21 protein-coding genes and 1 pseudogene are annotated in these 23372 nt (G+C 50.2%); 14 read left to right on the top strand and 8 right to left on the bottom strand.

Annotation, left to right across the window (positions count from 1 at the left end):
• The first annotated feature begins 64 nt into the window (after positions 1 to 64).
• Entirely contained in the window at positions 65 to 4390 is a 4326-nt protein-coding gene (locus GT409_RS04570; protein ID WP_233231611.1) for a glycosyl hydrolase family 28-related protein, read from the top strand.
• Positions 4391 to 4514: 124 nt separating this feature from the next.
• Here GT409_RS04570 and GT409_RS04560 read toward each other — a convergent pair.
• Together GT409_RS04560 and GT409_RS04555 are read right to left on the bottom strand one after the other, a co-directional pair.
• Positions 4515 to 4655, bottom strand: a pseudogene (locus GT409_RS04560) (tyrosine-type recombinase/integrase); the annotation flags it as partial.
• A 17-nt stretch (positions 4656 to 4672) separates the two neighbouring features.
• The gene (locus GT409_RS04555; protein ID WP_160627363.1) at positions 4673 to 5641 is read right to left on the bottom strand and encodes an integron integrase; all 969 of its coding nucleotides are present in this window, start codon (positions 5639 to 5641) and stop codon (positions 4673 to 4675) included.
• A 511-nt stretch (positions 5642 to 6152) separates the two neighbouring features.
• Here GT409_RS04555 and GT409_RS04550 point away from each other — a divergent pair.
• From GT409_RS04550 to GT409_RS04500, 11 genes are all read left to right on the top strand, one after another.
• Positions 6153 to 7013, top strand: coding sequence for a thrombospondin type 3 repeat-containing protein (locus tag GT409_RS04550; protein WP_160627361.1), 861 nt, complete (start codon positions 6153 to 6155; stop codon positions 7011 to 7013).
• A 65-nt stretch (positions 7014 to 7078) separates the two neighbouring features.
• Positions 7079 to 7438 (top strand): hypothetical protein, encoded by a 360-nt coding sequence (locus GT409_RS04545; RefSeq protein ID WP_160627359.1) that lies wholly within the window; start codon positions 7079 to 7081, stop codon positions 7436 to 7438.
• Between the two features lie 607 nt (positions 7439 to 8045).
• Entirely contained in the window at positions 8046 to 8390 is a 345-nt protein-coding gene (locus GT409_RS04540) for a hypothetical protein (protein WP_160627357.1), read from the top strand.
• 78 nt (positions 8391 to 8468) lie between these two features.
• Positions 8469 to 8810, top strand: a complete 342-nt coding sequence (locus GT409_RS04535; RefSeq protein WP_160627355.1) for a hypothetical protein — start codon at positions 8469 to 8471, stop codon at positions 8808 to 8810.
• 73 nt (positions 8811 to 8883) lie between these two features.
• Positions 8884 to 9279 carry a hypothetical protein gene (locus GT409_RS04530; RefSeq protein ID WP_160627071.1) on the top strand — a complete coding sequence of 132 codons (396 nt, stop codon included), beginning with the start codon at positions 8884 to 8886 and terminating at the stop codon, positions 9277 to 9279.
• Between the two features lie 67 nt (positions 9280 to 9346).
• Positions 9347 to 9703 (top strand): DUF2513 domain-containing protein, encoded by a 357-nt coding sequence (locus tag GT409_RS04525; protein ID WP_160627353.1) that lies wholly within the window; start codon positions 9347 to 9349, stop codon positions 9701 to 9703.
• 83 nt (positions 9704 to 9786) lie between these two features.
• A complete protein-coding gene (locus tag GT409_RS04520) occupies positions 9787 to 10476 on the top strand; it encodes a hypothetical protein (RefSeq protein WP_160627351.1) in 690 nt (229 codons plus the stop codon).
• 68 nt (positions 10477 to 10544) lie between these two features.
• Entirely contained in the window at positions 10545 to 11036 is a 492-nt protein-coding gene (locus GT409_RS04515) for a DUF3859 domain-containing protein (protein ID WP_160627349.1), read from the top strand.
• Between the two features lie 264 nt (positions 11037 to 11300).
• Positions 11301 to 12518 carry an IS256 family transposase gene (locus GT409_RS04510; RefSeq protein ID WP_160625940.1) on the top strand — a complete coding sequence of 406 codons (1218 nt, stop codon included), beginning with the start codon at positions 11301 to 11303 and terminating at the stop codon, positions 12516 to 12518.
• A gap of 309 nt (positions 12519 to 12827) precedes the next feature.
• The gene (locus GT409_RS04505) at positions 12828 to 13883 is read left to right on the top strand and encodes an IS110 family RNA-guided transposase (RefSeq protein ID WP_160627327.1); all 1056 of its coding nucleotides are present in this window, start codon (positions 12828 to 12830) and stop codon (positions 13881 to 13883) included.
• Between the two features lie 99 nt (positions 13884 to 13982).
• Entirely contained in the window at positions 13983 to 14354 is a 372-nt protein-coding gene (locus GT409_RS04500; protein WP_160627328.1) for a hypothetical protein, read from the top strand.
• Positions 14355 to 14460: 106 nt separating this feature from the next.
• Here GT409_RS04500 and GT409_RS04495 read toward each other — a convergent pair whose 3' ends face one another.
• The 3 genes from GT409_RS04495 to GT409_RS04485 all read right to left on the bottom strand — a co-directional run bounded on the left by GT409_RS04495 (position 14461) and on the right by GT409_RS04485 (position 18369).
• The gene (locus GT409_RS04495) at positions 14461 to 15660 is read right to left on the bottom strand and encodes a choice-of-anchor Q domain-containing protein (RefSeq protein ID WP_160627347.1); all 1200 of its coding nucleotides are present in this window, start codon (positions 15658 to 15660) and stop codon (positions 14461 to 14463) included.
• A gap of 247 nt (positions 15661 to 15907) precedes the next feature.
• On the bottom strand, positions 15908 to 17125 hold the full coding sequence (locus GT409_RS04490) for an IS256 family transposase (protein ID WP_160625940.1): 1218 nt from the start codon (positions 17123 to 17125) through the stop codon (positions 15908 to 15910).
• Between the two features lie 140 nt (positions 17126 to 17265).
• On the bottom strand, positions 17266 to 18369 hold the full coding sequence (locus GT409_RS04485; protein ID WP_160627345.1) for an IS110 family RNA-guided transposase: 1104 nt from the start codon (positions 18367 to 18369) through the stop codon (positions 17266 to 17268).
• A gap of 585 nt (positions 18370 to 18954) precedes the next feature.
• Here GT409_RS04485 and GT409_RS04480 point away from each other — a divergent pair.
• The gene (locus tag GT409_RS04480) at positions 18955 to 19695 is read left to right on the top strand and encodes a toll/interleukin-1 receptor domain-containing protein (protein ID WP_160627343.1); all 741 of its coding nucleotides are present in this window, start codon (positions 18955 to 18957) and stop codon (positions 19693 to 19695) included.
• A 133-nt stretch (positions 19696 to 19828) separates the two neighbouring features.
• Here the strand turns inward: GT409_RS04480 and GT409_RS04475 are convergent.
• A protein-coding gene (locus GT409_RS04475) for an IS3 family transposase (protein ID WP_160627263.1) occupies positions 19829 to 20964 on the bottom strand; the annotation gives its coding sequence in 2 pieces (ribosomal slippage) (positions 19829 to 20700 and positions 20700 to 20964; 1137 coding nt in all).
• Between the two features lie 119 nt (positions 20965 to 21083).
• Between GT409_RS04475 and GT409_RS04470 the strand changes: the two genes are divergently transcribed.
• The gene (locus GT409_RS04470) at positions 21084 to 21413 is read left to right on the top strand and encodes a hypothetical protein (RefSeq protein WP_160627341.1); all 330 of its coding nucleotides are present in this window, start codon (positions 21084 to 21086) and stop codon (positions 21411 to 21413) included.
• Between the two features lie 225 nt (positions 21414 to 21638).
• Here the strand turns inward: GT409_RS04470 and GT409_RS04465 are convergent, their stop codons facing one another.
• Together GT409_RS04465 and GT409_RS04460 are read right to left on the bottom strand one after the other, a co-directional pair.
• Positions 21639 to 21836 (bottom strand): hypothetical protein, encoded by a 198-nt coding sequence (locus tag GT409_RS04465; RefSeq protein ID WP_160627339.1) that lies wholly within the window; start codon positions 21834 to 21836, stop codon positions 21639 to 21641.
• A gap of 361 nt (positions 21837 to 22197) precedes the next feature.
• Positions 22198 to 23217: an IS110 family RNA-guided transposase gene (locus GT409_RS04460; protein WP_160627337.1), complete on the bottom strand. Its 1020-nt coding sequence runs from the start codon at positions 23215 to 23217 to the stop codon at positions 22198 to 22200.
• Between the last annotated feature and the right edge of the window lie 155 nt (positions 23218 to 23372).

Here is a 23372-nt window from a genome sequence, read left to right as displayed (position 1 = left end):
TTATAGTAAAGACAGGAAGGCTTGCCGTGAAAGAGCTGGTCGGCCAATGAAAAACAGGGATTCAATGAGCAGATTTTCAGTCAGCGTGTTGTTGTTAACCGCCGGTTTGAGCCTTTGGGCACAGGACTGGAATCCGCCGGTCGATCTTGTTTATGAAGAGGGTGACGGCATTTATATGCTCATGTACGGCACTTCCCGTGAGGAGCCGGCCTTTACTGATAAAATGAATGCGGCGCTGGCTCTCCCGTACATTAAAGGGATTGCCTATTACCAGCAGTGGAACGAACTGGAGACGGGTCAGGATCAGTTTGAATGGCGGCAGTTGGACAACGCCTTTAATGCGGTCAAACAGCACGGGAAGAAGATCATTATCGGCATGCAGGCCGGGGTGATGTCGCCGCAGTGGCTGATTGACCGTGCGGATGTGGAATGCATTGATTTTGTCCACGGTAATGTCGGATGGAGCGAGTGGTCCACCATGATGTGGGAGGTGCCAGTCGGCTCTGATACCTATAAAGTCAGCCGCATGCCGCTTCCGTGGGGCGCGGTTTACAATGCGCGGCTCGACAATGCCCTCTTGAAGATTGCGTTGCGTTATGGCGACGAATCGTGCATTGCGTTTGTGAACGTGTGCGGTCCGTCGGTCAGCGGCGGAGTGGAGGTGAATTTTAATGTGAACTGGAATGCCTCCCGGGCGGTGGATTTCAATTTCGATTCCAATCTGGCGTATACTTCCACGAAATATATTGATGCCTGGAAGCGCAGCATTGATGCGCACCTGCAGATTTTCAGCAATGCAACGGTCGGGGTTGGGCTGCACAATGCTACCGGATCGCAGGGCTATGAAAACGGTACGGTTGTTTCGTACAGTTCGGAACAGCAGATGGATGCGGCGGAAGAAATCCGGGACTATTTCCTGCAGCGGCATGTTGCTGAAAAAGGTGTGTGGGGTGTGGTGCGTAACTGCGGTTTAAGCGACAGTGTCAGCCTGTGGGGTGATCCGGACCGGATCGACGATAAGCCTTCGAGCAATTTTACTGCGTTGCAGTGGGACGTGCGTGATTCCGCTTTTGTCGGATATGAAAGTGGGACGGTCAGTTCGCTCAACGGTACGGACGGCGTGCCGCGCACGGCGGAAGAGTTTGAAACGCTGATCCGCAACGGCATCACCGGGTACGGCCGTCATCTTGAAATCAAAGTGCCGGATATCGTTAACAATCCGTACCCCCACACTGCGTATGTTCCTTATCAGCCGGTGCTGGAAGAGGCGGCGCGGATCCTGAGCAATACACGCATCGACCGGGCGGTGATCAATTCCGCTGTGACCGGCAATGCGGACTGGAATTCAGAAATCTGGGGTGATCCAACCAATGCCCCGTTTGCCGGTAACGATTATATTCATGATGATTCTTCGAGTGCCAACCTCTTGGGGCTGGGCGATTACGGACCGTTTGCCGGTGATTCTCTTCAACTCGATTCCGGCGCGGTGCTGTATAACAAAGGCAGCGGCGATCTGGGCGGAACCTTGATTCTGAATGGCGGACGCTGGGATACGCGGACGTATGGGACGGCCGTTGTAGGCGGAGACATTGAGGTGACCGCGAACTCGACGGTCCTGCTGGTGGACGGAAGTCTGCAGTGGACCGGCGGCTTATCCAGCGCATCGAATGTTGTGCTGACGCTTCAGAACTTTAAATATGCCGGGAACCGGATGATTGTCGGTGCTTCGGACGACGGATTCCTCGGAACTTTTTATGTCCCCGACAGCGGGCAGCTTGAGCCTTGGACCATTCAGTTCAACTCCAGCTTTACGAATGCTGTGTTGGCGTTGCCGGGGCAGAAAAACGATGCGGCGCTGGCGGCGGTTTATTGTTTGACCAATCACATCGCATTTAGACAGGTGCAGATGCCGGACGGGCAGGGCGGTCTGGTGGACCTGGCGCCGGGAACGTATGACGCCATTGCGCTTGAGGTGGCCGGGGTTTCAACGAATTATTTTGTCGATCAGGGAGGATGCGTTACGGTGGCAGGAATCACGTCGCCCGAGCCGTACAGCTACGCCAGTTGGGCAGTCAGCCTCGGGCTGGGCGCAGATTCCGCAAATGAAGATTCCGACGGCGACGGTGTCGTCAATCTGGTTGAGTATGCGCTGGGCGACGACTTCGCCGCACTGCCTGCCATCGGGTCGGACGGGGGGACAGTAACCTTTTCGCACCTCCGGCGCACCAATGATGCCTGGCTGAAATATAATGTGCAGACCACAACCAATCTTGTTACGGGCGACTGGACCAACGCCTTTGTTTCCGTCATTGCAACCAATCCGGCGGCCGGGGATTTTGAATCGATCGTCTATTCAATTTCGACGGGCGGGCCTGCCCGGTTTGTGCGGCTGGTGATTGACGCCGACGGGCAGCAGGCGGTTGTGGTTCCAACTGATTATGACCTGAATTCAGTCACCGCGTACGGTGCGCAGGGCAATGGTGTAAGCGATGATACCGTCGCCATCCAGTCGGCCATCAATGCCAGGACCGCCAAGGGCGGCGGCCTCGTCTGGTTCCCGGCAGGCACCTACAATATTTCATCGCCGCTTACGGTAACCAGGCGCATCAGCCTGCTGGGAGAGCCGGGCAGCAGGATTGTCGCGCAGTCGAGTATGTCCGGTATGGTGCAGACGCCGGATAATGAAGGCGGCGTGGTAACGATCGAAAATCTGGTGTTCGACGGCGGGGCCGATCAGGGCGTTACGATAGATTGTGCTTTGGACCTGCAGGATTTCCTGTCGGGACGCATAGCCCATGTAACCATCACGAACGCAACAGGTGACGGCATTTATTCGCGCTGGACCGGAACGTTCGAAGAGTCATGGGTCAACTGGTTCGTCAACCTGGATATTGCCGTGCAGGGCTATGCGCTGCGGCTGGGCTCGAGCGATTCCTATATTGATGGGGTTCATGTGAACGGCGGTCTGGGCATTCGCGAAGAGCTTTATTCGGGCAACCTCTACCGCAACTGCGTGATCGAAAACTGCACCACCGGCCTGAGTGTTTCAAACGTCCTGGGGTCGGCTCTTTCCCTTGCGGTAACCGACTGTTCGTTCCTGAACAACACGGAATATGGCGTGGCGTTTGAGCACGACACCGCCTTCGATTCCTTTGCGTCGCTTGATCGCTGCCGGTTTGACGGAAACGGGGCGGCGGATGTTCTGCTTGTAAACTGCAACAGAGTTGCTTTCCGGGATAATGATTTCAGGACACCTTCGCCGGTTTCCGGTCAGCATATCGAGACGCAGGGATCGACGGATTATCTTGCCCTCACGGATAACCGGTTTGCCGCTGGAACCCAGGCTGCTCCCGGGACTTCTTCGCAGTCGGTCAGTAATCTCTTCGGTGTAACTGCGTGGCCGGATGATGCCGGCGCGGGGGCGCGAACGGATTCAATCCAGATGCCGGAGGTCGGTGACGTTCTGGATGTTAAGGCGTATGGAGCCGTCGGGAATGGATCGGCCGATGATACCGCCGCGCTACAGGCCGCGCTCGATGCCGCCCGGCCGGGCGACACGGTCTATTTGCCGATCGGCGGCTATAAAATCATCGAACCGCTTCGGCTGGAAAACAGCGGGATCACCTTGCTGGGAGTTGGATTCGGCAATGTCGGTTCAAAAATTGTTGCGGGAACCAACCTGACTGCAATGCTGGTGACCCCGGTGCCGGTATCCGGTGTCCGAATGGCAAAACTTCTTTTTGTCGGTCGGTCGGACCTTGGGTATTCAGTTGATCACGCCGTTTATCTTTCCCGGATGACCGACAGCGTATTCGATCGGGTACGGTTTGATCTGGTCTCCGGAAATGCGCTGGTGATGGGGTTCGATTCTGCGCGCAATATTGTGCGGAACTGCAACGTCCACCACCCGGGCGGCTGGGCGGCCGTTTTGCAGGGACGCGACTGCGTCATCGACAGCAGTTATATGAGCGGCGGCCTCGGCGTCAGTATTTCCGGAGCGGGCGGGCATCAGATTCTGAATACGCACATCGATCATGCGGACGTTGCCGGGCTGGCATTCACCGATCCGACGCGCAGCAGCACCGATGTGCTGGTTCGGAACTGCTATTTCGACCTGAATGAAAAAGCGGTTTCTTTCGATTACGACGCTGTGCACGCCGCGGCTGTGCGAATTGAAAACTCGCTGTTCAGGGTTAATTACACCGATTTGTATCTGCGCAATGGTTCCGATGTATCGCTTGAAAGTTCGGCCTGCCGGGTACGCACGGAAACGGTTCACCTGCAGTCTGCCGGAACCGTTGACGGATTGCGGATTATCGGGAATGTATTTGAGAGAAGTGTTTCGGTTCCGGGGGCAGGCTCACTGGTTTATGGAAACATCGTTCCGTAATTGGAATTTGCAGGCGCCCGGGCTGTAATGCCCGCGAAGGTCTGCGGCACGCCGCAGTCAATCGCGGCATTAAGCGCCGCCTGATCCGTCCCTGTCTGACCGCCTGAAACTATTTTTACAATTCTCACAACGCGTCCAGAGGGCTCTGGACGGCGTTGATGTCCTTGTCCATCACATGCGTGTAGATTTCGGTCGTTTTGACGTCTTTGTGTCCCATCAGCTCCTGTACCGCGCGAATGTTGGTGCCGTTTTCCAGCAGATGGGTTGCATCGCTGTGTAAAACTACTTCAAGTCCTCCAGCGGACTCACAACACCACTGCCGCCCTGCTGCAGCACATGCGTATAAATCATCGTGGTCTGCACATCCTTGTGCCCCAGCAGTGACTGAATCGTGCGAATATCCGTACCGCGCTGGAGCAAATGCGTTGCAAACGAATGGCGCAGCGTGTGCGCACTCACCCGCTTGTTGATCCCCGCCGTCCGCACGGCCACCGAAATCGCATGGTTCACCGGACTCGGCATCAGGTGGTGTCGGCGAACGTTGTCGGAACGCGGATCTTTCGAGCGGCTTTTTGCAGGAAAAACATACTGCCATTTCCACTCGCTCGGAGCATTTTGATATTTTCTCGCCAGCGCATGCGGCAGATACACCTCGCCGAACCCGTCCGCCAAATCCCTCTCATGAAGCTGTTTGACCCGCCGCAGGTGAACTTGCAGGGGCTCTTTTAAACTGGGCGGAAAGGTTGTCACCCGATCTTTGTCGCCTTTGCCGCTGCGAACCGTCAACGCTTTCATCTCAAAATCAATATCCAGAACCCGCAGGCGCAGACACTCCGAGATTCGCAGTCCGCATCCATAGAGCAGTTTCGAGATCAGCAGGTGCGTGCCGGACAGGCCATCGAGCAGTCTCGCAACCTCTTCCCGCGTTAACACAACGGGCACTTTAATTCTGGGCGCAGATCGCTCGGCATTGATCGTATCGTCCATGGGTTGTTTCAGGACGTGTTTGTAGAAAAAGACAAGTGCATTAAGAGCCTGATTTTGGGTGGATGGTGCCACATGTTCTTCCCGGGCCAAATGAGTTAAAAATTCTTCAACTTTACGTTCCCCTTCTAGGAGATCGTCGCGCGACTGCATGTTGAAATGCTTGATGTAGCGCTTGATCCATCCGATGTAGCTTTTCTCCGTGTGGATTGAATAGCGTCGCCGGCGCATCACATCCCGGGACTCTTCAAGAATTTTACTTGCCATAACACCCCTACGCAATCATTCTTGCTTTTTGCAAGAAAAAGAGTACGAATATCAAATCTTAAAAACAACTAATTTTGATCGAAAATCGCTCCAATATCCGGTTGTCGGCCAAATTTAGTTAATAATCATATGTTAGAAGGACCGACGGGGTTAAACCTCTGGTGGGGAACCAGTAATGATTGTTAAGGGGCGCACAAGTTGAGTAAAAGTTGTTTGAGTGGTAATCTTAAAATCCCGGCGGCATAACGGAGTTGATGGCGACCGGGATTTTAAGATTACCGCAACGTTGAAAGGTACTAATTGAATTTTTTTGTGCGGGGCGACTGGAACAGCGTCACGTAGAAACTGTGCGATGCGGGGAAGCACACAATGGAGTCGAACTTGAAGCGCCCCCGTCGCTCCAAGTTCTAACAATGGCATGCAGCTGACCGGGTTGACATTGGATTGATTCAGGCGAAGCTGGCCGCCCGGCAGCTGATGCCTGTTACGTTCGCATTAAAAGGATAAAAAAATGATGAATAAAACCTCATGCCTCACCTGCCTAATAAGCTTAATTTGCTACCTTGCATTCGAGTCCCAAGCCGCATTAACGATGAATATAGACACAAATAATGCAGAGTTTTATTTTACAGGAAGTGACACTGGGTATCCTGACGATGGAAACTTGTCATGGAGTACTGCGGGATGGATTGACGGGGAAGACATCGGAGGTGAAATTGAAAACATAATGACCCTTTTTGATTTTTCAGATAACGCAACCACGTATTTTGATGAGCTAGAGGTCGTGGATAGCGGAATTGAGATTGCTTTTTTTATGTCATCTGGAGGGAATCAACTTACAGTAACTGGCAAAGGCTCTCTTGTTCGACTTAGTTACGCCACCTTAACCGATTCCGAAAAACATATTTTTGAAAACCAGACACTCATTCCTGTTGAAGATGGAAGTGGATTTTCTTCGATAGTGGTTCTGAAAGTGACCGGCGCCGATAGTCCTGACAGTGATAACGATGGATTGAGTGATCTTGAAGAATCAGCTCGCGGTACAAACCCAAATAACCCTGACACAGATGGAGATGGCTTCCCAGACGGATTTGAGGTCGATAACGGATACTCTCCAATCTCCTCAGATTCAATTCTGACAGATTACATCAGAGAGCATGGTGAAGATTTCAACTTATATTCATCTAACATTGTTTTAAATGTTGCCGTTGGTGAATTGCTTGTTTCCTGTTCAAACCAAACGGCACAGCTTAAAATTCAACTTGAGCAATCGGAAGACCTTCAAGCATGGACAAATGCCGCTGATGCGGTTCAATGGTCATTGTCGGTAGATGCCGACAAGAAGTTCTTCAAAGTAAAAGCGCAAAAATAAATGCGAACAATCGGCTTCACTCTATCGCCGACTCCGCCGGCTCAGAGTGATGCTTGTCGTTCGCTATGAAAATGGATATAAACAAGGCAAAAAAGACAATTGCTTTCCTCAGAAGCAAACGAATGAGTTGGAAAACAGAAAGTGATCTAATCATTGCTGTTCAGGCGACCCATTCTTTGACAATCCTGACGTGGCAAATGATGTTTTACTCGGTCATGGTAATCATGACTCCCCTGTACGAAATTTCAGGACTTTGGCAATCGTTAATTGTGGTCATGATGACAGTAGGAGTCGCTGCATCGATCATTGCGAGAAAAACGATTAAAATACGTGATTTGATGTTAAGAGAAAGAGCGTTCAGCTTAAAACAAATCGAAGCGAACCAGAAAGTTGAACTTACGGAAAACCCCGGTGATGATTTTTAAAATCAAAAGTTCGCACGGAGCGGAAGTCGGCACGGCCATTTCCGAAGCTCACTTTTGACGTTCGCTGAAAAAAATAACATGATTAGAAATTTCATATTTTTCCCGACAATTATGCTTCTAAACAAGTTCATGGTTTCGTGTGTAAAGGCATGGGGAGCATTCTCAAAGAACAGTCGTGGGACTGAATTTCACGTGCCCGAGCAATACCGAGAGATGGTTAGTAAATCAATGGAAGAGGTGTCACACTTTTTCGGCAGTGATTGGACCCAGTACAGAGGATTGATAAAATCGGTCGTAATTAATGACCAGCTAGATTCGAACTTTTTTGCCAGTCATGGGTTTGTGATCATTAATGAATCGGACCAAGGCAAACTCGCATCACCAACACATCTCGCCAGCTGGCTGATTTCCTACTTCAGAATGATAAAGGTGCACAAGGAAAACCACTTTGGCCCAATTTTTTGGAAAAATCACATATACGATCTTGCCCAAACAGAGGGGAATGCCCTCCGGAGAGAATACTTAAAAACCAGATAAACAGCGAACAAGCGAAGTCAGCTTATTGGCCACTCCGTGCCCAAACGCTGCTTCGAGACGTTGGAATGGCATGAAAAAAATAAAGAACATCATTATTTCAGCAATCCTTATCACAGTTGGGTTTTCTATCAGCTGTTTGATTCAACCTGTACTTATTGTAAATGGACATGACTTTTGCATGAGCGGCGGAAATCCTGATTATTCCTTGTCGGAAGTCCAAAATATAAATTCAAAAATCAAAGAGTTGGGAATCCAGGATGCCTATGCTGTTCCTTATGGAGAAAAAGATATGAAAATCATTGTTTATGAATTTTGTCCATGGGGGAAAAACCGAATCGACGAGAAATACAATCAGATAAAGAAGTTTCTCAAACCGGTGGGGCCTGGAAACGAGGAATTCCAACCAGTCAAGTGAGCCTACGTGTCCGCCGCCGCTCAATTAAGTTAAAGCACAGGGCACGAGGCTCCTCTCAAACGTTAGGAATCACAAAATATGAAAAAAATCATCATTGCCATCTTAAGCGCAATTATTCCCATCATGGCTATTGCTGAATTTGGAGAAAAGCAGATGTCCAGTCATTGTAAAATGGCTGAGAAAGAACTCAAGCTGGCACCGTATATTCAACAAATCAAAAGCGGAGAAATATCTGCAGAAAAAATATCCATTCTCTACACCATTCTTCAGAACACACATGAGGTGTGCATACACCAGCAAAATGGCGCAAAGGATAATACTGTTTACCTCTCCCCTGACGGACATAAGGAGGCGGTTACAAATAAACAACATCGAACCAGAAAGTTGAACTTACGGAAAACCCCGGTGGTGATTTTTTAAACCAAAAGTTCGCACGGGGCGGAAGTCGGAACGGCCTTTTCCGAAGCTCACTTTTGACGTTCGGTAACAAAAAATGAAAATGGAAAAGCATCTGCATAGATTAGGAACTGTATATATCGCATTCGGTTGGATTGGAATTGCGGCGGCCCTTCTTTTCATTCCCCTTACGATAAAAGATATACAGCGCCTATTGAGCGGAACAGGACAACCTGATCTGCAATCGATCGTTTTTATGTTCATTGGTGCATCACTTTTGATCTTAGTGCAGGCAATATTTCATATATTTTTTGGAAAAGCTGTCCGCATGAACCGCAAATGGGCAACGCGAGTTGTTGGATTCATCATTGGTGTTCTGCTGCTTTTTCAATTCCCGATCGGAACAGTCATTGGTGGGTACACATTGTGGGTGCTAGCAAAACTTGATCAATCAATATTAATGGAGCCGAACAAATCAAGTGACCCTACGTGAAACTCGCTGCGTGTCTATGCGAAGCACAAGCCACGAGGCTCCTTTCACCCGTTGGGCATAGATAAATATGAAAAGAGACATGGACATAATTCGAACCGTTGTTCTAGCGGTTCGAGATTCAGATAAGCCACTAAGTAGCATCAGCGGCATAGCCCCAAAAGTTTTCATCTACCACGCACAACTTTTGGAAGAAGCAGGCTTGGTAACGGCATCATTTTCAGGTGGAGGAAAACCGTTGGCGAACGCTGCTATGATTTTTCGGCTAACTTGGACTGGTCAAGATTTCGCAGACTCAATCAAAGATGAATCCATCTGGAATAAAGCAAAAGAAAACATTTTGAAGCCATCAGCATCTTGGACATTTGGAATACTCGCTGAGTATATCAAAGCCGAAATAACCAGAAAGCTTTCTAGTGGAAACTAAAATAAATTTGCCCAACAACAACTTTCACTCTATCGCGGACTCCGCCCGCTCAGAGTGACGTTCAACGTTAGGAATCACAAAATATGAAAAAAATCATCATTGCCATCTTAAGCGCAATTATTCCCATCATGGCTATTGCTGAATTTGGAGAAAAGCAGATGTCCAGTCATTGTAAAATGGCTGAGAAAGAACTCAAGCTGGCACCGTATATTCAACAAATCAAAAGCGGAGAAATATCTGCAGAAAAAATATCCATTCTCTACACCATTCTTCAGAACACACATGAGGTGTGCATACACCAGCAAAATGGCGCAAAGGATAATACTGTTTACCTCTCCCCTGACGGACATAAGGAGGCGGTTTACGGGGAAGATAAAAAACTCGTAAAAGATGGTGTTAATGATGGCTCATACAATTATTTCCACCCAGCCGAGGAACCTCTTCTGCATTTCTCGCTTGATATCTCACCCTGGATAATGTGGGGGCAATCGCGAACCGACAACACAACGGTTAAATCACGAATTTATGCCTACATGGGGGATCTGGAAGGCGGCATTGGCAGAACTCTTCAACAGAAAAAAAGACCAACTGTTACGGTTCAGGATGAAGGACAAATTCAGGCTTTGGCGATATTTTTGCGAGCTATTGAGGAAGGCAAGGCTGAATCACTGTTTGCTTTGTTTGAGTCTAAAGAGAAGATCACAGATAAAAAGCTGACTGATGTGCTCACTCGACTCAATCGCGGATTAGAAGAGGTATATAAAAATTCCTAACCAGCGAAGTCAGCTTATTGGTCGCTCCGCTCCCAAACGCTGCTTCGAGACGTTCGCTGCATAAAAACATGAAACAAATTTTATTCATCATGATTGGAGTAATCATGAGCACAGGATGTTCTAAACAAATGAATAAAGTCGAAATATTAAGCTATGGCATCACAGACAACATCCCTGATGAAACTGTGGCTCGCCCAGATGCCGTACATGGTGAAGATGATATATACGATGGATGGAATCTATTAGAATCAACCTCTGAAATACCATTAGAAGAAAACATCCAATTTGGGATCGAATACGTTTTCAGGGGAGAAGCAGACAATGGCATAGCCACAGTTGAGGAAGTAATCATATTTCCTGAAGGTGGTCTAACAGACCCAGAGAGTGGTAGGACTTACTCCACCGATATTGCTGACATGGAAATCCAAGTCAACGAACCAAACAATTTTTGTTACCGCTTAGAAACAGATTGGGAAACAATCCCAGGAATATGGGTGTTTCAAGTTAGACGTGAAGGAGTGGTTCTTGCAGAGCAGAAATTCAAAATCGTAGACAAATAAATAACAGCGAACAAGCAAAGTCAGCTTATCGGCGACTCCGCCGCCGAACGCTGCTTTGAGACGTTCGCTTGTATAAATATAAAGAAATCTATGAAAAAGGAAATACACCTAGTTATCACAACTCTAATAGCGTCAAATATTTTTGCTTCTACATATTATGTTGATGCATCGCGCCGATAGCGTATTAAATCTTTCGCACATTTGAATTGGGGTTCTCCCGGCTGGTAAAACCAGCCGTGTGTCAGCAAACACAAGGAGAACCAAATGGATAGAGACCAAAAGACGACGGAAGATACCACGAAAAAGATCATCGAAATTGACGACTCGGCTGTGCGGGGACATCTGCAGGAGCTGGTGAGAGGCTCCGTTGAGGAGACGCTCAACGGCCTGCTGGATGCCGAAGCGGATACCCTGTGCGGAGCAAAACGCTATGAGCGAAGCCCGGATCGGGTGGATTCTCGTGCGGGCCATTACGAGCGTGGACTGGAGACACAAGCCGGCAGTGTGAAGCTCAAAGTACCCAAGCTTCGCAGCATTCCCTTTGAGACACAGATCATTGAACGCTATCGTCGTCGTGAAAGCTCCGTCGAAGAAGCGTTGATGGAGATGTATCTGGCCGGGGTGTCGGTTCGCCGTGTTGAAGATATTACGCAGGCACTGTGGGGCACGCGAGTCAGCCCGGGAACGGTCAGTAACCTGAACCAAAAAGTTTATGAACGCATCGAGAAGTGGCGGACACGCCCGATTGATGGCGAGTATCCGTACGTCTATCTCGACGGGATCTGCCTGAAGCGCAGCTGGGGCGGCGAAGTGAAGAACGTATCGGTTCTGGTCGCTATTGGAGTCAATGCGGAAGGCTATCGAGAGATTCTTGGTGCCGCCGAAGGCGAGAAGGAAGACAAGGCCGGATGGCAAGCATTCTTGCGCGATCTGAAGGAGCGGGGGCTCAAAGGGGTTCGCTTGATCGTCAGCGATAAATGCCTTGGGTTGGTGGAATCGGTCGCCGAGGTTTATCCATCCGCCGACTGGCAACGTTGCGTGGTTCACTGGTACCGCAACATCTTCCAGAATGTACCGCGCCAGAAAGTCAAAGCAGTCGCTGCCATGCTCAAAGCAATTCATGCCCAGGAAGACCGCGAAGCGGCCTTGGAAAAGGCTCAGGCAGTCGTAGAAAAGCTAAAAGGCATGAAGCTGAACAAAGCGGCCGATCACGTGCAACGAACCGTAGACGAAACACTGAGCTATATGAGCTATCCCGAGGAGCATTGGCGGCGCATCCGCACCAACAATCCGTTGGAGCGGATTATGCGCGAGATCCGGCGACGTACCCGCGTAGTCGGCAGCTTTCCTGACGGACAGTCCGCGCTGATGCTGGTCGCAGCTCGTCTACGCCACATCGCAGGCACCAAATGGGGGACGCGCCGCTACCTGAACATGACCCGACTCTACGAACTGGAACAACTCAAGAAGAATGCCGCATAGGCGGCCTCGGGCTTCGACCCAACTCCGACGAGTTATATGACCCATTCTCGTTGGCCCGAAGCCCAGAGGCCGCCCCGAACAACAGAATTTATGGAGAACTCCAAAACGAAAGTGCGAAAGATTCTGGACACTACCTACGCGTCACTCTGAACCGCCGGAGGCGGTGATAGAGTGTGTGCGCTTGATACTCATCTAAGCCCTTCAGAAAGGGCTGTGTATTTCTTATTCTAAAATTAGGTGCCCCCTGGTGCTCAAGCTTCCCGGCACGATCATCAGGAGGCGTCTCACTTAACAAGAAAGGAGACTTGGATGAAGTATTACACAACGACGACGGAATACAACTGCGGAATCGATCTGCACACACGTCAGATGTACATCTGCGTGATGAATCGTGCAGGCGAGGTGCTGGTGCACCGCAACATCAGGGATAACGATTTCGGCTTCTTTTTAAAGCTGGTCGAACCATACCGGAAGGATCTAACCGTAACGTGCGAGAGCTGTTTCGTCTGCTTCTGGCTGGCAGACGCCTGCGAGGATGCAGGCATCAAGTTCGTGCTGGCTCATGCGTATTACGTAAAATCGATTGCGGCCAACAAGCATAAGAACGACAAGGAGGATGCTCGGGAGCTGGCCGAGTGCCTGCGCACGAACCGGATCCCTCCTGCGTATGTCTGTCCCCGCGAACTGCGACCTGTTCGCAACCTGCTTCGGCGTCGCACAAAGTATGTGCGTAACCGCGCAGTTCTGACAGGGCATTCAGCGCGAGAAGTGATGGCGGCAGGGAACCGCCCCCTGAACATTCAGGCGAACTCCAAAGAACGCTGGCGCGAAGGTGTGCGCAGCAGTTTTGAGGCTCCACTCGACAGTTTTACCGCTGAGGCAGAGCTCTACATGATTGAAAGCTATGACCGGATTATCATGCAGATGGAGCAGCGGATCGAAAAGTATGCGCGGGATTTTCAGCCGCAAGACTACCGGCTGCTCAGAACCGTTCCAGGCATTGGAAAAATCCTGGCGCTGACCATCCTGTACGAAACAATCGACATCAAACGGTTCCCGTCGGACAAGGACTTCGTGAGCTACTGCCGGCTGGTGGCCGGCACCAACGAAAGCGGCGGCAAGGACTTTGGAGGCAAAGGCCGCAAGATGGGCAACCCGTATCTCAAATGGGCGTTTATGCAGGCGGCAGTTCTCGGTAAACGGGCCGATAAAAAACTCAATGCCTATTATGAAAAGCTGGCCCGACAGAAAGGCAAACATATTGCCAATGCTGTGCTGGCCACCAAGATCGCCCGCGCTGTGTATTTTATGTTGAAACAGAAAACCGGATTTTCACCGGAGATGATGATGAGAGGACGACGATGATTTTTTGAGGAGACGGCGGGTACCCGAACGCCTAACTGGGACACAAGTGGCCTCCTGCAAACACGACGTAATAAACTGGGGCAACCCGAATCCGTCGTGATGGGAATCTGGCCTGATCCCTCCGCGCTTGATTGGTCCCGCCATCTCCGGTTTTTAAAACCTGATTTGAATGAGGAGCCGACCCTGCTGCAGGCCCGACACCAACTGGAATCTGTCTTTATGACGGACAACCGCTTCGCTCTTGAATGGGAAGTATGCAGGGACAGCCGACCAACGGGAGACAGGCTTTCGCTCGCGAAAGCAGTGACCGAAGGGAACGGCAAACCGAATGATTTTCTGGGACGTCCGGAATGCTTGCGAGCACCGGACAGCCGCCGCCCGCTGCAAAGCGGGAATCCCGGCCGACTGAGCCCGCACGGTTGTTTGAGCGGTGCCTGTCACCGACTCGCACTTGAAGAGAAAACGGCCTGAGTTTGATTGGGGAGAAGGACTGATCGATAGCGAAAGTTGCAAAACATAAAAACGATCAGATGGGGGATTTTTGTGCTTTACTCAGAAGGGCTTAATGGTTGTTCGCTTATTTGTTTTCAAGCTCGACGCTAAGTTTAAAAAAAGCACTCGAGGTTTTCGGTAGATTTAGGAACCTATTACTTGTCCACGGAATATTTTCCGCCAGTGGGCGAAACCCTTCGGATAAATTGTCCGTCCAGTAGATAGAGTATATTCGTCCCGGGCCGCTAGACCATTGGAGCGCATCAAGTCCATTTGTATATGTTAATTCAAATTCGTTCTGCCTGAACTCATAGGCTCCAAGGTCAACCGTTACGTTTCTAATCCGCTGGTCGCCAGTTAAATCACTATCCGTTGAGATATAGCTGTTATTTCCGATGTCTAGGCATGGGGAGCTGGCTCGCAGTCGAAAGTCGCCATGATCTTCAGCCAAAAATGATGGGTCCTCACAAAAGTTTCCTGTGCCGAACTGAGCGACAGGATCCGAACAGGTAAAATTTACACTCCAGCCATAGCTATATGTATATATATTGTTTGCTGAGGGTGCTGAGTTTCCCCAAACAATACTGTTCCTTACTGACCCTCCTCTATATAAATACGCGCCTCCGCATCTGACATCCGCTAGGTTACCACTAAGAGTGCAATTGTTTAAAGTTCCGTAACTTGACACATAAACACCAGCACCGCCAAAGCTGGCAATATTTCCAGTGACCAGACAGTTGTTTAGTGTTCCTCCGGACATATGCACTCCGGCTCCTGTATAGCCCGAATTACCTTTCAGGATGCAATTATTCAAAATGCCTAAGCCTTTTGTTGCTGCACCGCCACCATCTCCTGCTGAGTTATTAGCCAGCACGCAATTACTTACCAAACCACCCAGATACACATATGCACCACCGCCTTTATAACTTGCCGAGTTCGCGGTCAATATGCAGTTCGATACAGTGCAGTTTTCTGACAGCCAAACCCCTCCTCCGGAGCGATCAAAGTGATAATCGCTCCCGGTTGCTTTCGTGTGTCCCGCAATGATATTGAAGCCAACCAACGATGCTCCATTCAATAGGAATGCTCCACGAACCGTATCCACATCGTTACCGCCATTTGCCCCGGCTTTGCCTTGAATAATAGTTTTATCAGGCCCATTCAGGGAACAAACCGTGATGGCTTTTGTTATGCAAACACGGTTCACAACAGTATTGGCATAATATGTATTAAGTGGTGTGCCGATATACATCGTCGGCCCATCAGTTCCACCTTGATTATACACGCCATCTGCTACCCAAACCGTGTCGCCGTCTGAAGCTAGGTCAACGGCTGCTTGAATTGTTTTTTTTGCTGTGCTCCAGCTTCTTCCATTCCCAGCATCGTTAGGGCGCGATGGTAGTGTCCAGAATCTTTCGCACTTTCGTTTTGGAGTTCTCCATAAATTCTGTTGTTCGGGGCGGCCTCTGGGCTTCGGGCCAACGAGAATGGGTCATATAACTCGTCGGAGTTGGGTCGAAGCCCGAGGCCGCCTATGCGGCATTCTTCTTGAGTTGTTCCAGTTCGTAGAGTCGGGTCATGTTCAGGTAGCGGCGCGTCCCCCATTTGGTGCCTGCGATGTGGCGTAGACGAGCTGCGACCAGCATCAGCGCGGACTGTCCGTCAGGAAAGCTGCCGACTACGCGGGTACGTCGCCGGATCTCGCGCATAATCCGCTCCAACGGATTGTTGGTGCGGATGCGCCGCCAATGCTCCTCGGGATAGCTCATATAGCTCAGTGTTTCGTCTACGGTTCGTTGCACGTGATCGGCCGCTTTGTTCAGCTTCATGCCTTTTAGCTTTTCTACGACTGCCTGAGCCTTTTCCAAGGCCGCTTCGCGGTCTTCCTGGGCATGAATTGCTTTGAGCATGGCAGCGACTGCTTTGACTTTCTGGCGCGGTACATTCTGGAAGATGTTGCGGTACCAGTGAACCACGCAACGTTGCCAGTCGGCGGATGGATAAACCTCGGCGACCGATTCCACCAACCCAAGGCATTTATCGCTGACGATCAAGCGAACCCCTTTGAGCCCCCGCTCCTTCAGATCGCGCAAGAATGCTTGCCATCCGGCCTTGTCTTCCTTCTCGCCTTCGGCGGCACCAAGAATCTCTCGATAGCCTTCCGCATTGACTCCAATAGCGACCAGAACCGATACGTTCTTCACTTCGCCGCCCCAGCTGCGCTTCAGGCAGATCCCGTCGAGATAGACGTACGGATACTCGCCATCAATCGGGCGTGTCCGCCACTTCTCGATGCGTTCATAAACTTTTTGGTTCAGGTTACTGACCGTTCCCGGGCTGACTCGCGTGCCCCACAGTGCCTGCGTAATATCTTCAACACGGCGAACCGACACCCCGGCCAGATACATCTCCATCAACGCTTCTTCGACGGAGCTTTCACGACGACGATAGCGTTCAATGATCTGTGTCTCAAAGGGAATGCTGCGAAGCTTGGGTACTTTGAGCTTCACACTGCCGGCTTGTGTCTCCAGTCCACGCTCGTAATGGCCCGCACGAGAATCCACCCGATCCGGGCTTCGCTCATAGCGTTTTGCTCCGCACAGGGTATCCGCTTCGGCATCCAGCAGGCCGTTGAGCGTCTCCTCAACGGAGCCTCTCACCAGCTCCTGCAGATGTCCCCGCACAGCCGAGTCGTCAATTTCGATGATCTTTTTCGTGGTATCTTCCGTCGTCTTTTGGTCTCTATCCATTTGGTTCTCCTTGTGTTTGCTGACACACGGCTGGTTTTACCAGCCGGGAGAACCCCAATTCAAATGTGCGAAAGATTTAATACGCTATCGCCTCTGCAACTCTCGTTTCCGTCCCCCCGGGTTCGATTCTGGAAAAAGTTTTATCCGACGATCTTCGCCAGATCCCAAATATATGAGGAGAGTTCACGGGCAACGGCAACCCGGATTTTGTTCGGGTGCATTCCCCGGAAGATCAGTTTATTCCAGCGTTTGTTTAATCGATTCTGGGCATGCCAGCTGATGATTTTCACCTCCCGAGAAAGCCCTTCCTGACGCACGGAGAGTCCTTTGGCTATTTTGGGCGGCTTTCGATAATGCTCGGCTGATTCAACCAGCATCCAACGCGCGTGAGAGTTGCCGCACTTGGTAATGGAGCCCTGTCGTCTTCGGCCACCGGAGGAGTCCTCCGATGGAACCAGCCCGAGATAGGCCATTAGCTGTTTGGGATGTTCGAATCGACCAAAGTGTCCGATTTCGCTGACGATCACCATCGCCGCTGTTCGTTTAAAACCCTTGAACCCCATTAGAGCTTCGACCAGTGGCTTGCGAGACCAGGTCTGTAAAAGGGCTTCCATCTGCCCGTCAATGCGTTCGACCTGTTTGACTGCAAAATCGATCCGTTGAAGATACTCTTCCAGAACCACTTTTTGCGCTGGATCGGCCAGTACAAGTTCCCGCAGGTAACGCATGTGCGGCTCGCCCCAATGAGCTTTCCCTTTGTAGCGGTATCCATTCCGAAGCAAAAAGGAGAGCAGCTGTTTCTTCGTCCGGGCCATGGAGTTGACCGCATCGGTTCGTCCCCGGCATACATCGCGGATCACCTCGTCTTCGACGGAAGGAATATGAATGCCTTCCAACTCGCCGGCACGATAGAGCCGTGCGAGCTTGCGGGCGTCGCGTCGGTCCGTCTTGACCCGATCGCCGGACTGCGTCGGGATCTTCGACGGCGCAACCACAATGCACTCAAACCCCAGTTTAATAAGACGTCTTGCCAGTACGAACCCTGTCGGTCCCGCCTCGTAGCACAGCGCCATATCCTCCTTCGCCAGCTCATACTTTTTCATGATCCGCCGCAGCACTGCCTCAAACGCTTTCAAATCAGCCGTCGTCTTTCCGTACATCTCCGGCGCTTCCGTCCCTGAAAAGGCTAACGCAAGAACATTTGATTCTTTGTGCGCATCGATTCCTATGTATACTCGCTTCATGGCGTACTCCTTTGGTTTGAATGCATTGTTCGTTCAATGTTGGATAGGCCCCGGCCCGTCCGGGGCAGCCCACGAGACATCATCCCATGGAGTACGCCACCAGTTTAAAAACAAAAGGCCGAAGCTCTCGCTTCAGCCATAAGGTCTGATTGCATAAAAAATAAATGAAAGAGATAGTCACAAATTGGGTTTTGCCGTTGTTGCTTTATAGCGGCCCGATTATCCCGATGACCGTTTCTGGGTTAATCTGGAAAAACAGATCCAAGTTAAGAAAAACATGCTATGTTCTCTTGGGTATCCATATTCTGGCATTCATCCCCTTCATTGCCTGTTTCTTCTATGAAAACCCGGGCGGGATGTTTATGCTCATATTCCCGATGGGAACCGGAACGTTGAGCTTTCTAATCTCACTTGGAATGTTGATTAATGAGTTAATTATGAAAAACAAATCGAACAAGAAAGTTGAACTTACGAAAAACCACCGGTGGTGATTTTGAAAATCACTAGATCGCACGGAGCGGAAGTCGGCACGGCCTTTTCCGAAGCTTACTTTTGACGTTATGCCCATAAATAAGGAATGTAAAAATGGCAATCCCAAAGGTGTTCATCTCTTACTCACACGATTCTCAAGAGCATAAACAGTGGGTGCTAGACTTAGCGACTCGGCTCAGAAACCATGGTGTTGATGCCATTATTGATCAATGGGAGCTGCGCCCTGGTGATGATCTGCCTCATTTTATGGAAACCCACCTGTCTACTTCCGATTACGTGTTGATGGTTTGTACTGAAAAATATGTAGAAAAGGCTAATATGGGCAAAGGAGGCGTAGGATACGAAAAGATGATTGTAACCGCAGATTTATTGGCAAACATTGACTCTAACAAGGTTATTCCGATTATCCGTCAAGCTGGAACAAAACAGGTTCCAACATTTCTTAAAACCAAGCTATTCATTGACTTCTCCCAAGTAAATGAATTCGAATTTAGTTTTGACGAACTTGTGAGAACACTTCACGGATCGCCTTTGTTTAAAAAACCAGACATCGGTAACAATCCATTTGTCCCTGTGGAGAATCTACGCCCGGATAAAACTGCCGACTCTCTCAGAGAACTGATGGGATTCATTGTAGATGACTTTGAAAATGGAGATGATTACACGTGGTATAAATCTCTTGTCCGCAGGATGAACATATCTCGTATTTATCTAGATGACATTATCGCCACGGCCTTTGAGCAAGGATTGATAGAGTATGACTATATGGAACGTATTGTTTTGACCTCCAAGGGAAAATTTTACGCCGTAGAGCACAAGCTAATAAGAGCATAACAAGAGCACACACCCTATCACCGCCTCCAGAAGTGGACTCGGGTCTTAAACCACTCAATGCTTTGTTTTAGTTATGCCGCATAGCTCCGGGTTTGTTTTGTTTCCTCCCTCCTCCGGAGGAGGGAGGAAAAAATCACGCCGCCAGTTTGACGACTCCTTCATAAACTTCTTCCGGTGTTGCGCCTTCAAGTGACTGGTGAGGCCGCTGAAGGTTGTAACGCATGATATACGCTTCAATGCCTCGTTCAAGCACCCATCCGTTTTCATACGATCTGAGATAGATATCTTCATATTTCAGACTGCGCCAGAACCGCTCGATCACTACGTTGTCGAGCCAGCGGCCTTTGCCATCCATGCTGATGATTACGTCCAACTCTTTAAGCCGCCTGATCCATTCATCGGATGTGAACTGGCAGCCCTGATCGGTATTGAAGATCTCCGGCGGAGTCCCCGTACGTTCAACGGCCCGATTCAATGTCCGCACGCAAAAGGCCGTATCCAATGTGTTCGACAGCTCCCAGGCAAGAACCTTTCGGGAGTGCCAGTCGATAATCGCAAACAGATACATGAAGCCCCGGGCCATCGGTATATAGGTGATGTCTGCGCTCCAGACCTGGTTCGGCCGGTCGATTTTCAGCCCCTGAAGCCGATACGGATAAATGCCCGTCGGCCCGCCGGGGATGGTGGTGCGCTTGCGCGGATACACCGCCTCAATGCCCATCAACATCATCAGGCGTTTTACGCGGCCACGGCTGATTTTCGGCCAACCTCGCCGACGAAGGTAGTCCCGTATTCTCCGCGCACCGGCGGAGGCATCTTCCATATGCAGCTCGTCGATCTCTTTCATGATGCGCAAGTTTTCTTCCGATTCGCCCATCGGCAGGTAGTAGATTAATGAACGGGGGATCCCCAGCAGCTTACATTGCCGGCGAATACTGATTTTTGATTCCTTACTCACGAGCTGCGCCCTCTGCCGGGAATCCCCAGCTGTACGCACTTTTTTTCGAGCCAATCCACCTCCATGGACAACTGGCCCACTTTGCGCTCCAATCGGGCTTTCTCTTGCTCGACCTCTTTGTCGGGCGCGGCGTTCTTCCGCTCAAAGACTTCAGGAACCCGTTCTAAAAGTTCCTTCTTCCAGTTACCGACCTGTACCGGGTGCAATTCGTATTTCGCCGCGATCTCGTTAATCGTCTCCAGCCCTTTGACCGCCTCGAGTGCGACACGGGCCTTGAACTCCGCCGTGTGTTTCCTTCTTTGTTTCTTCATAGCTCCTATCCTTTCATGTTCGGGAGCTATGCGCCAAAACTAACTTAACCGGTGGTTCGAATCCTCAAGTCCGCCTCTTCCGGCGGCTCAGAGTGATGCGAATCGTTCGGTTTCAAAAAATGAAATTATTATTAAAAAAACAGATTCCTGACTACGCCAACCTTTCAGCGCTTGAGCGGTGGAAAATTCGGAAGCTAGCAGGAAAACAGGTTCCCAAAAGACACACATTCATCGCATACTTTGGGGGATTCTTGATCTGCGTTTTGATTGGGTTAGCCCAGCGGTTTTTAAGAGAAAAGACAGGGAATGATGATTATTGGATTGCACCATATTTGGTCGTACTCCCCCTTGTCATATTCCTAAGTTTTATCTGGGATATTTTCGTTTTAAACCCACAAATAAAACAAGTAATGGAAAAACAACCGAACAAATCAAGTGACCCTACGTGATGACCCGCACGGTCAAAGTTGAAGCACAAGCCACGAGGGTCCTTTCAGACGTTGGGATAATAAAAAATGGACCACATAGGTTTATATTTGTTCATGGCTGGCCTGTTGGGGTTTACATTTTTAATGCCAATGTGGGTTGCTATTGCCGTTCGATTAATTTTTAGGAGAACGATGAAGCGACGCATCTTAGCACTAATAACTGCGCTTCCCTTTGCTGTCTGGTTGCTAACGAGAGGAGACATCGCTGACATTGTCCCCGGCCTTGAATGGGAAAAGTTTGGAATCATTTTCAGAATCATAGTCACCGTCACGACCATCTCGATAGCGATATTGGTCAACTACGGAATCCCATATTTGTTGGCGAAAGCCGGGATCGCTATTGGTGATAAAATCATGAAAAGGAATCCCAACAACAACTTTCACTCTATCGCGGACTCCGCCCGCTCAGAGTGACGTTCAACGTTCATATGGCTGAAGCTTTGTCAACCGGGCAAAAAAATTTTAGACCCATGTTTTTCAGTATTTGAAAAAGGGTCTTCCGATCGTTCCCGGGGGCCGGAAGAGCGCACGCAGGGTGAGCGGTTGTTTCCGCATGCAGGGTATGCTCATATCCGTGGACTGGGTACCACATTTTCTTTGATCACCGCGGCCTTGTTCTTTGTCTGGGTGGCGAGCACTCACCGTTGCCCCGTCAGGCATTCATGGCTTAGCTCATAACGTTCATCAAGTACCGGCCTCTGCAACTCTCGTTTCCGTACCCCCGGGTTCGATTCTGGAAAAAGTTTTATCCGACGATCTTCGCCAGATCCCAAATATATGAGGAGAGTTCACGGGCAACGGCAACCCGGATTTTGTTCGGGTGCATTCCCCGGAAGATCAGTTTATTCCAGCGTTTGTTTAATCGATTCTGGGCATGCCAGCTGATGATTTTCACCTCCCGAGAAAGCCCTTCCTGACGCACGGAGAGTCCTTTGGCTATTTTGGGCGGCTTTCGATAATGCTCGGCTGATTCAACCAGCATCCAACGCGCGTGAGAGTTGCCGCACTTGGTAATGGAGCCCTGTCGTCTTCGGCCACCGGAGGAGTCCTCCGATGGAACCAGCCCGAGATAGGCCATTAGCTGTTTGGGATGTTCGAATCGACCAAAGTGTCCGATTTCGCTGACGATCACCATCGCCGCTGTTCGTTTAAAACCCTTGAACCCCATTAGAGCTTCGACCAGTGGCTTGCGAGACCAGGTCTGTAAAAGGGCTTCCATCTGCCCGTCAATGCGTTCGACCTGTTTGACTGCAAAATCGATCCGTTGAAGATATTCTTCCAGAACCACTTTTTGCGCTGGATCGGCCAGTACAAGTTCCCGCAGGTAACGCATGTGCGGCTCGCCCCAATGAGCTTTCCCTTTGTAGCGGTATCCATTCCGAAGCAAAAAGGAGAGCAGCTGCTTTTTGGTACACGCCATGGAGTTGACTGCATCGGTACGCCCCCGGCACACATCGCGGATCACCTCATCTTCGACGGAAGGAATATGAATGCCTTCGAGCTCACCGGCACGATAGAGCCGGGCGAGCTTGCGGGCGTCGCGCCGGTCCGTCTTCACCCGATCGCCGGACTGTGTCGGGATCTTTGAGGGTGCGATCACGATGCATTCAAAGCCCAACTTAATCAGTCGTCTCGCCAGCACAAAACCAGTCGGTCCCGCCTCGTAGCACAACGCCATATCTTCCTTCGCCAGCTCATACTTTTTCATGATGCGGCGCAGCACTGCCTCAAACGCTTTCAAATCAGCCGTCGTCTTTCCGTACATCTCCGGCGCTTCCGTCCCTGAAAAGGCTAACGCAAGAACATTTGATGAACCGTTCCCTTTGGGAACTATTTTCTTCGAAAATTATTTATCGCTTTGCTTTCAGCTTTGTGTGCGTCGATTCCTATGTATACTCGCTTCATGGCGTACTCCTTTGG

Source organism: Tichowtungia aerotolerans (assembly GCF_009905215.1).
GTDB lineage: Bacteria > Verrucomicrobiota > Kiritimatiellia > Kiritimatiellales > Tichowtungiaceae > Tichowtungia > Tichowtungia aerotolerans.
Note: the sequence above shows the minus strand (reverse complement) of the source record. Positions and strands in the feature narration are given on the sequence as shown.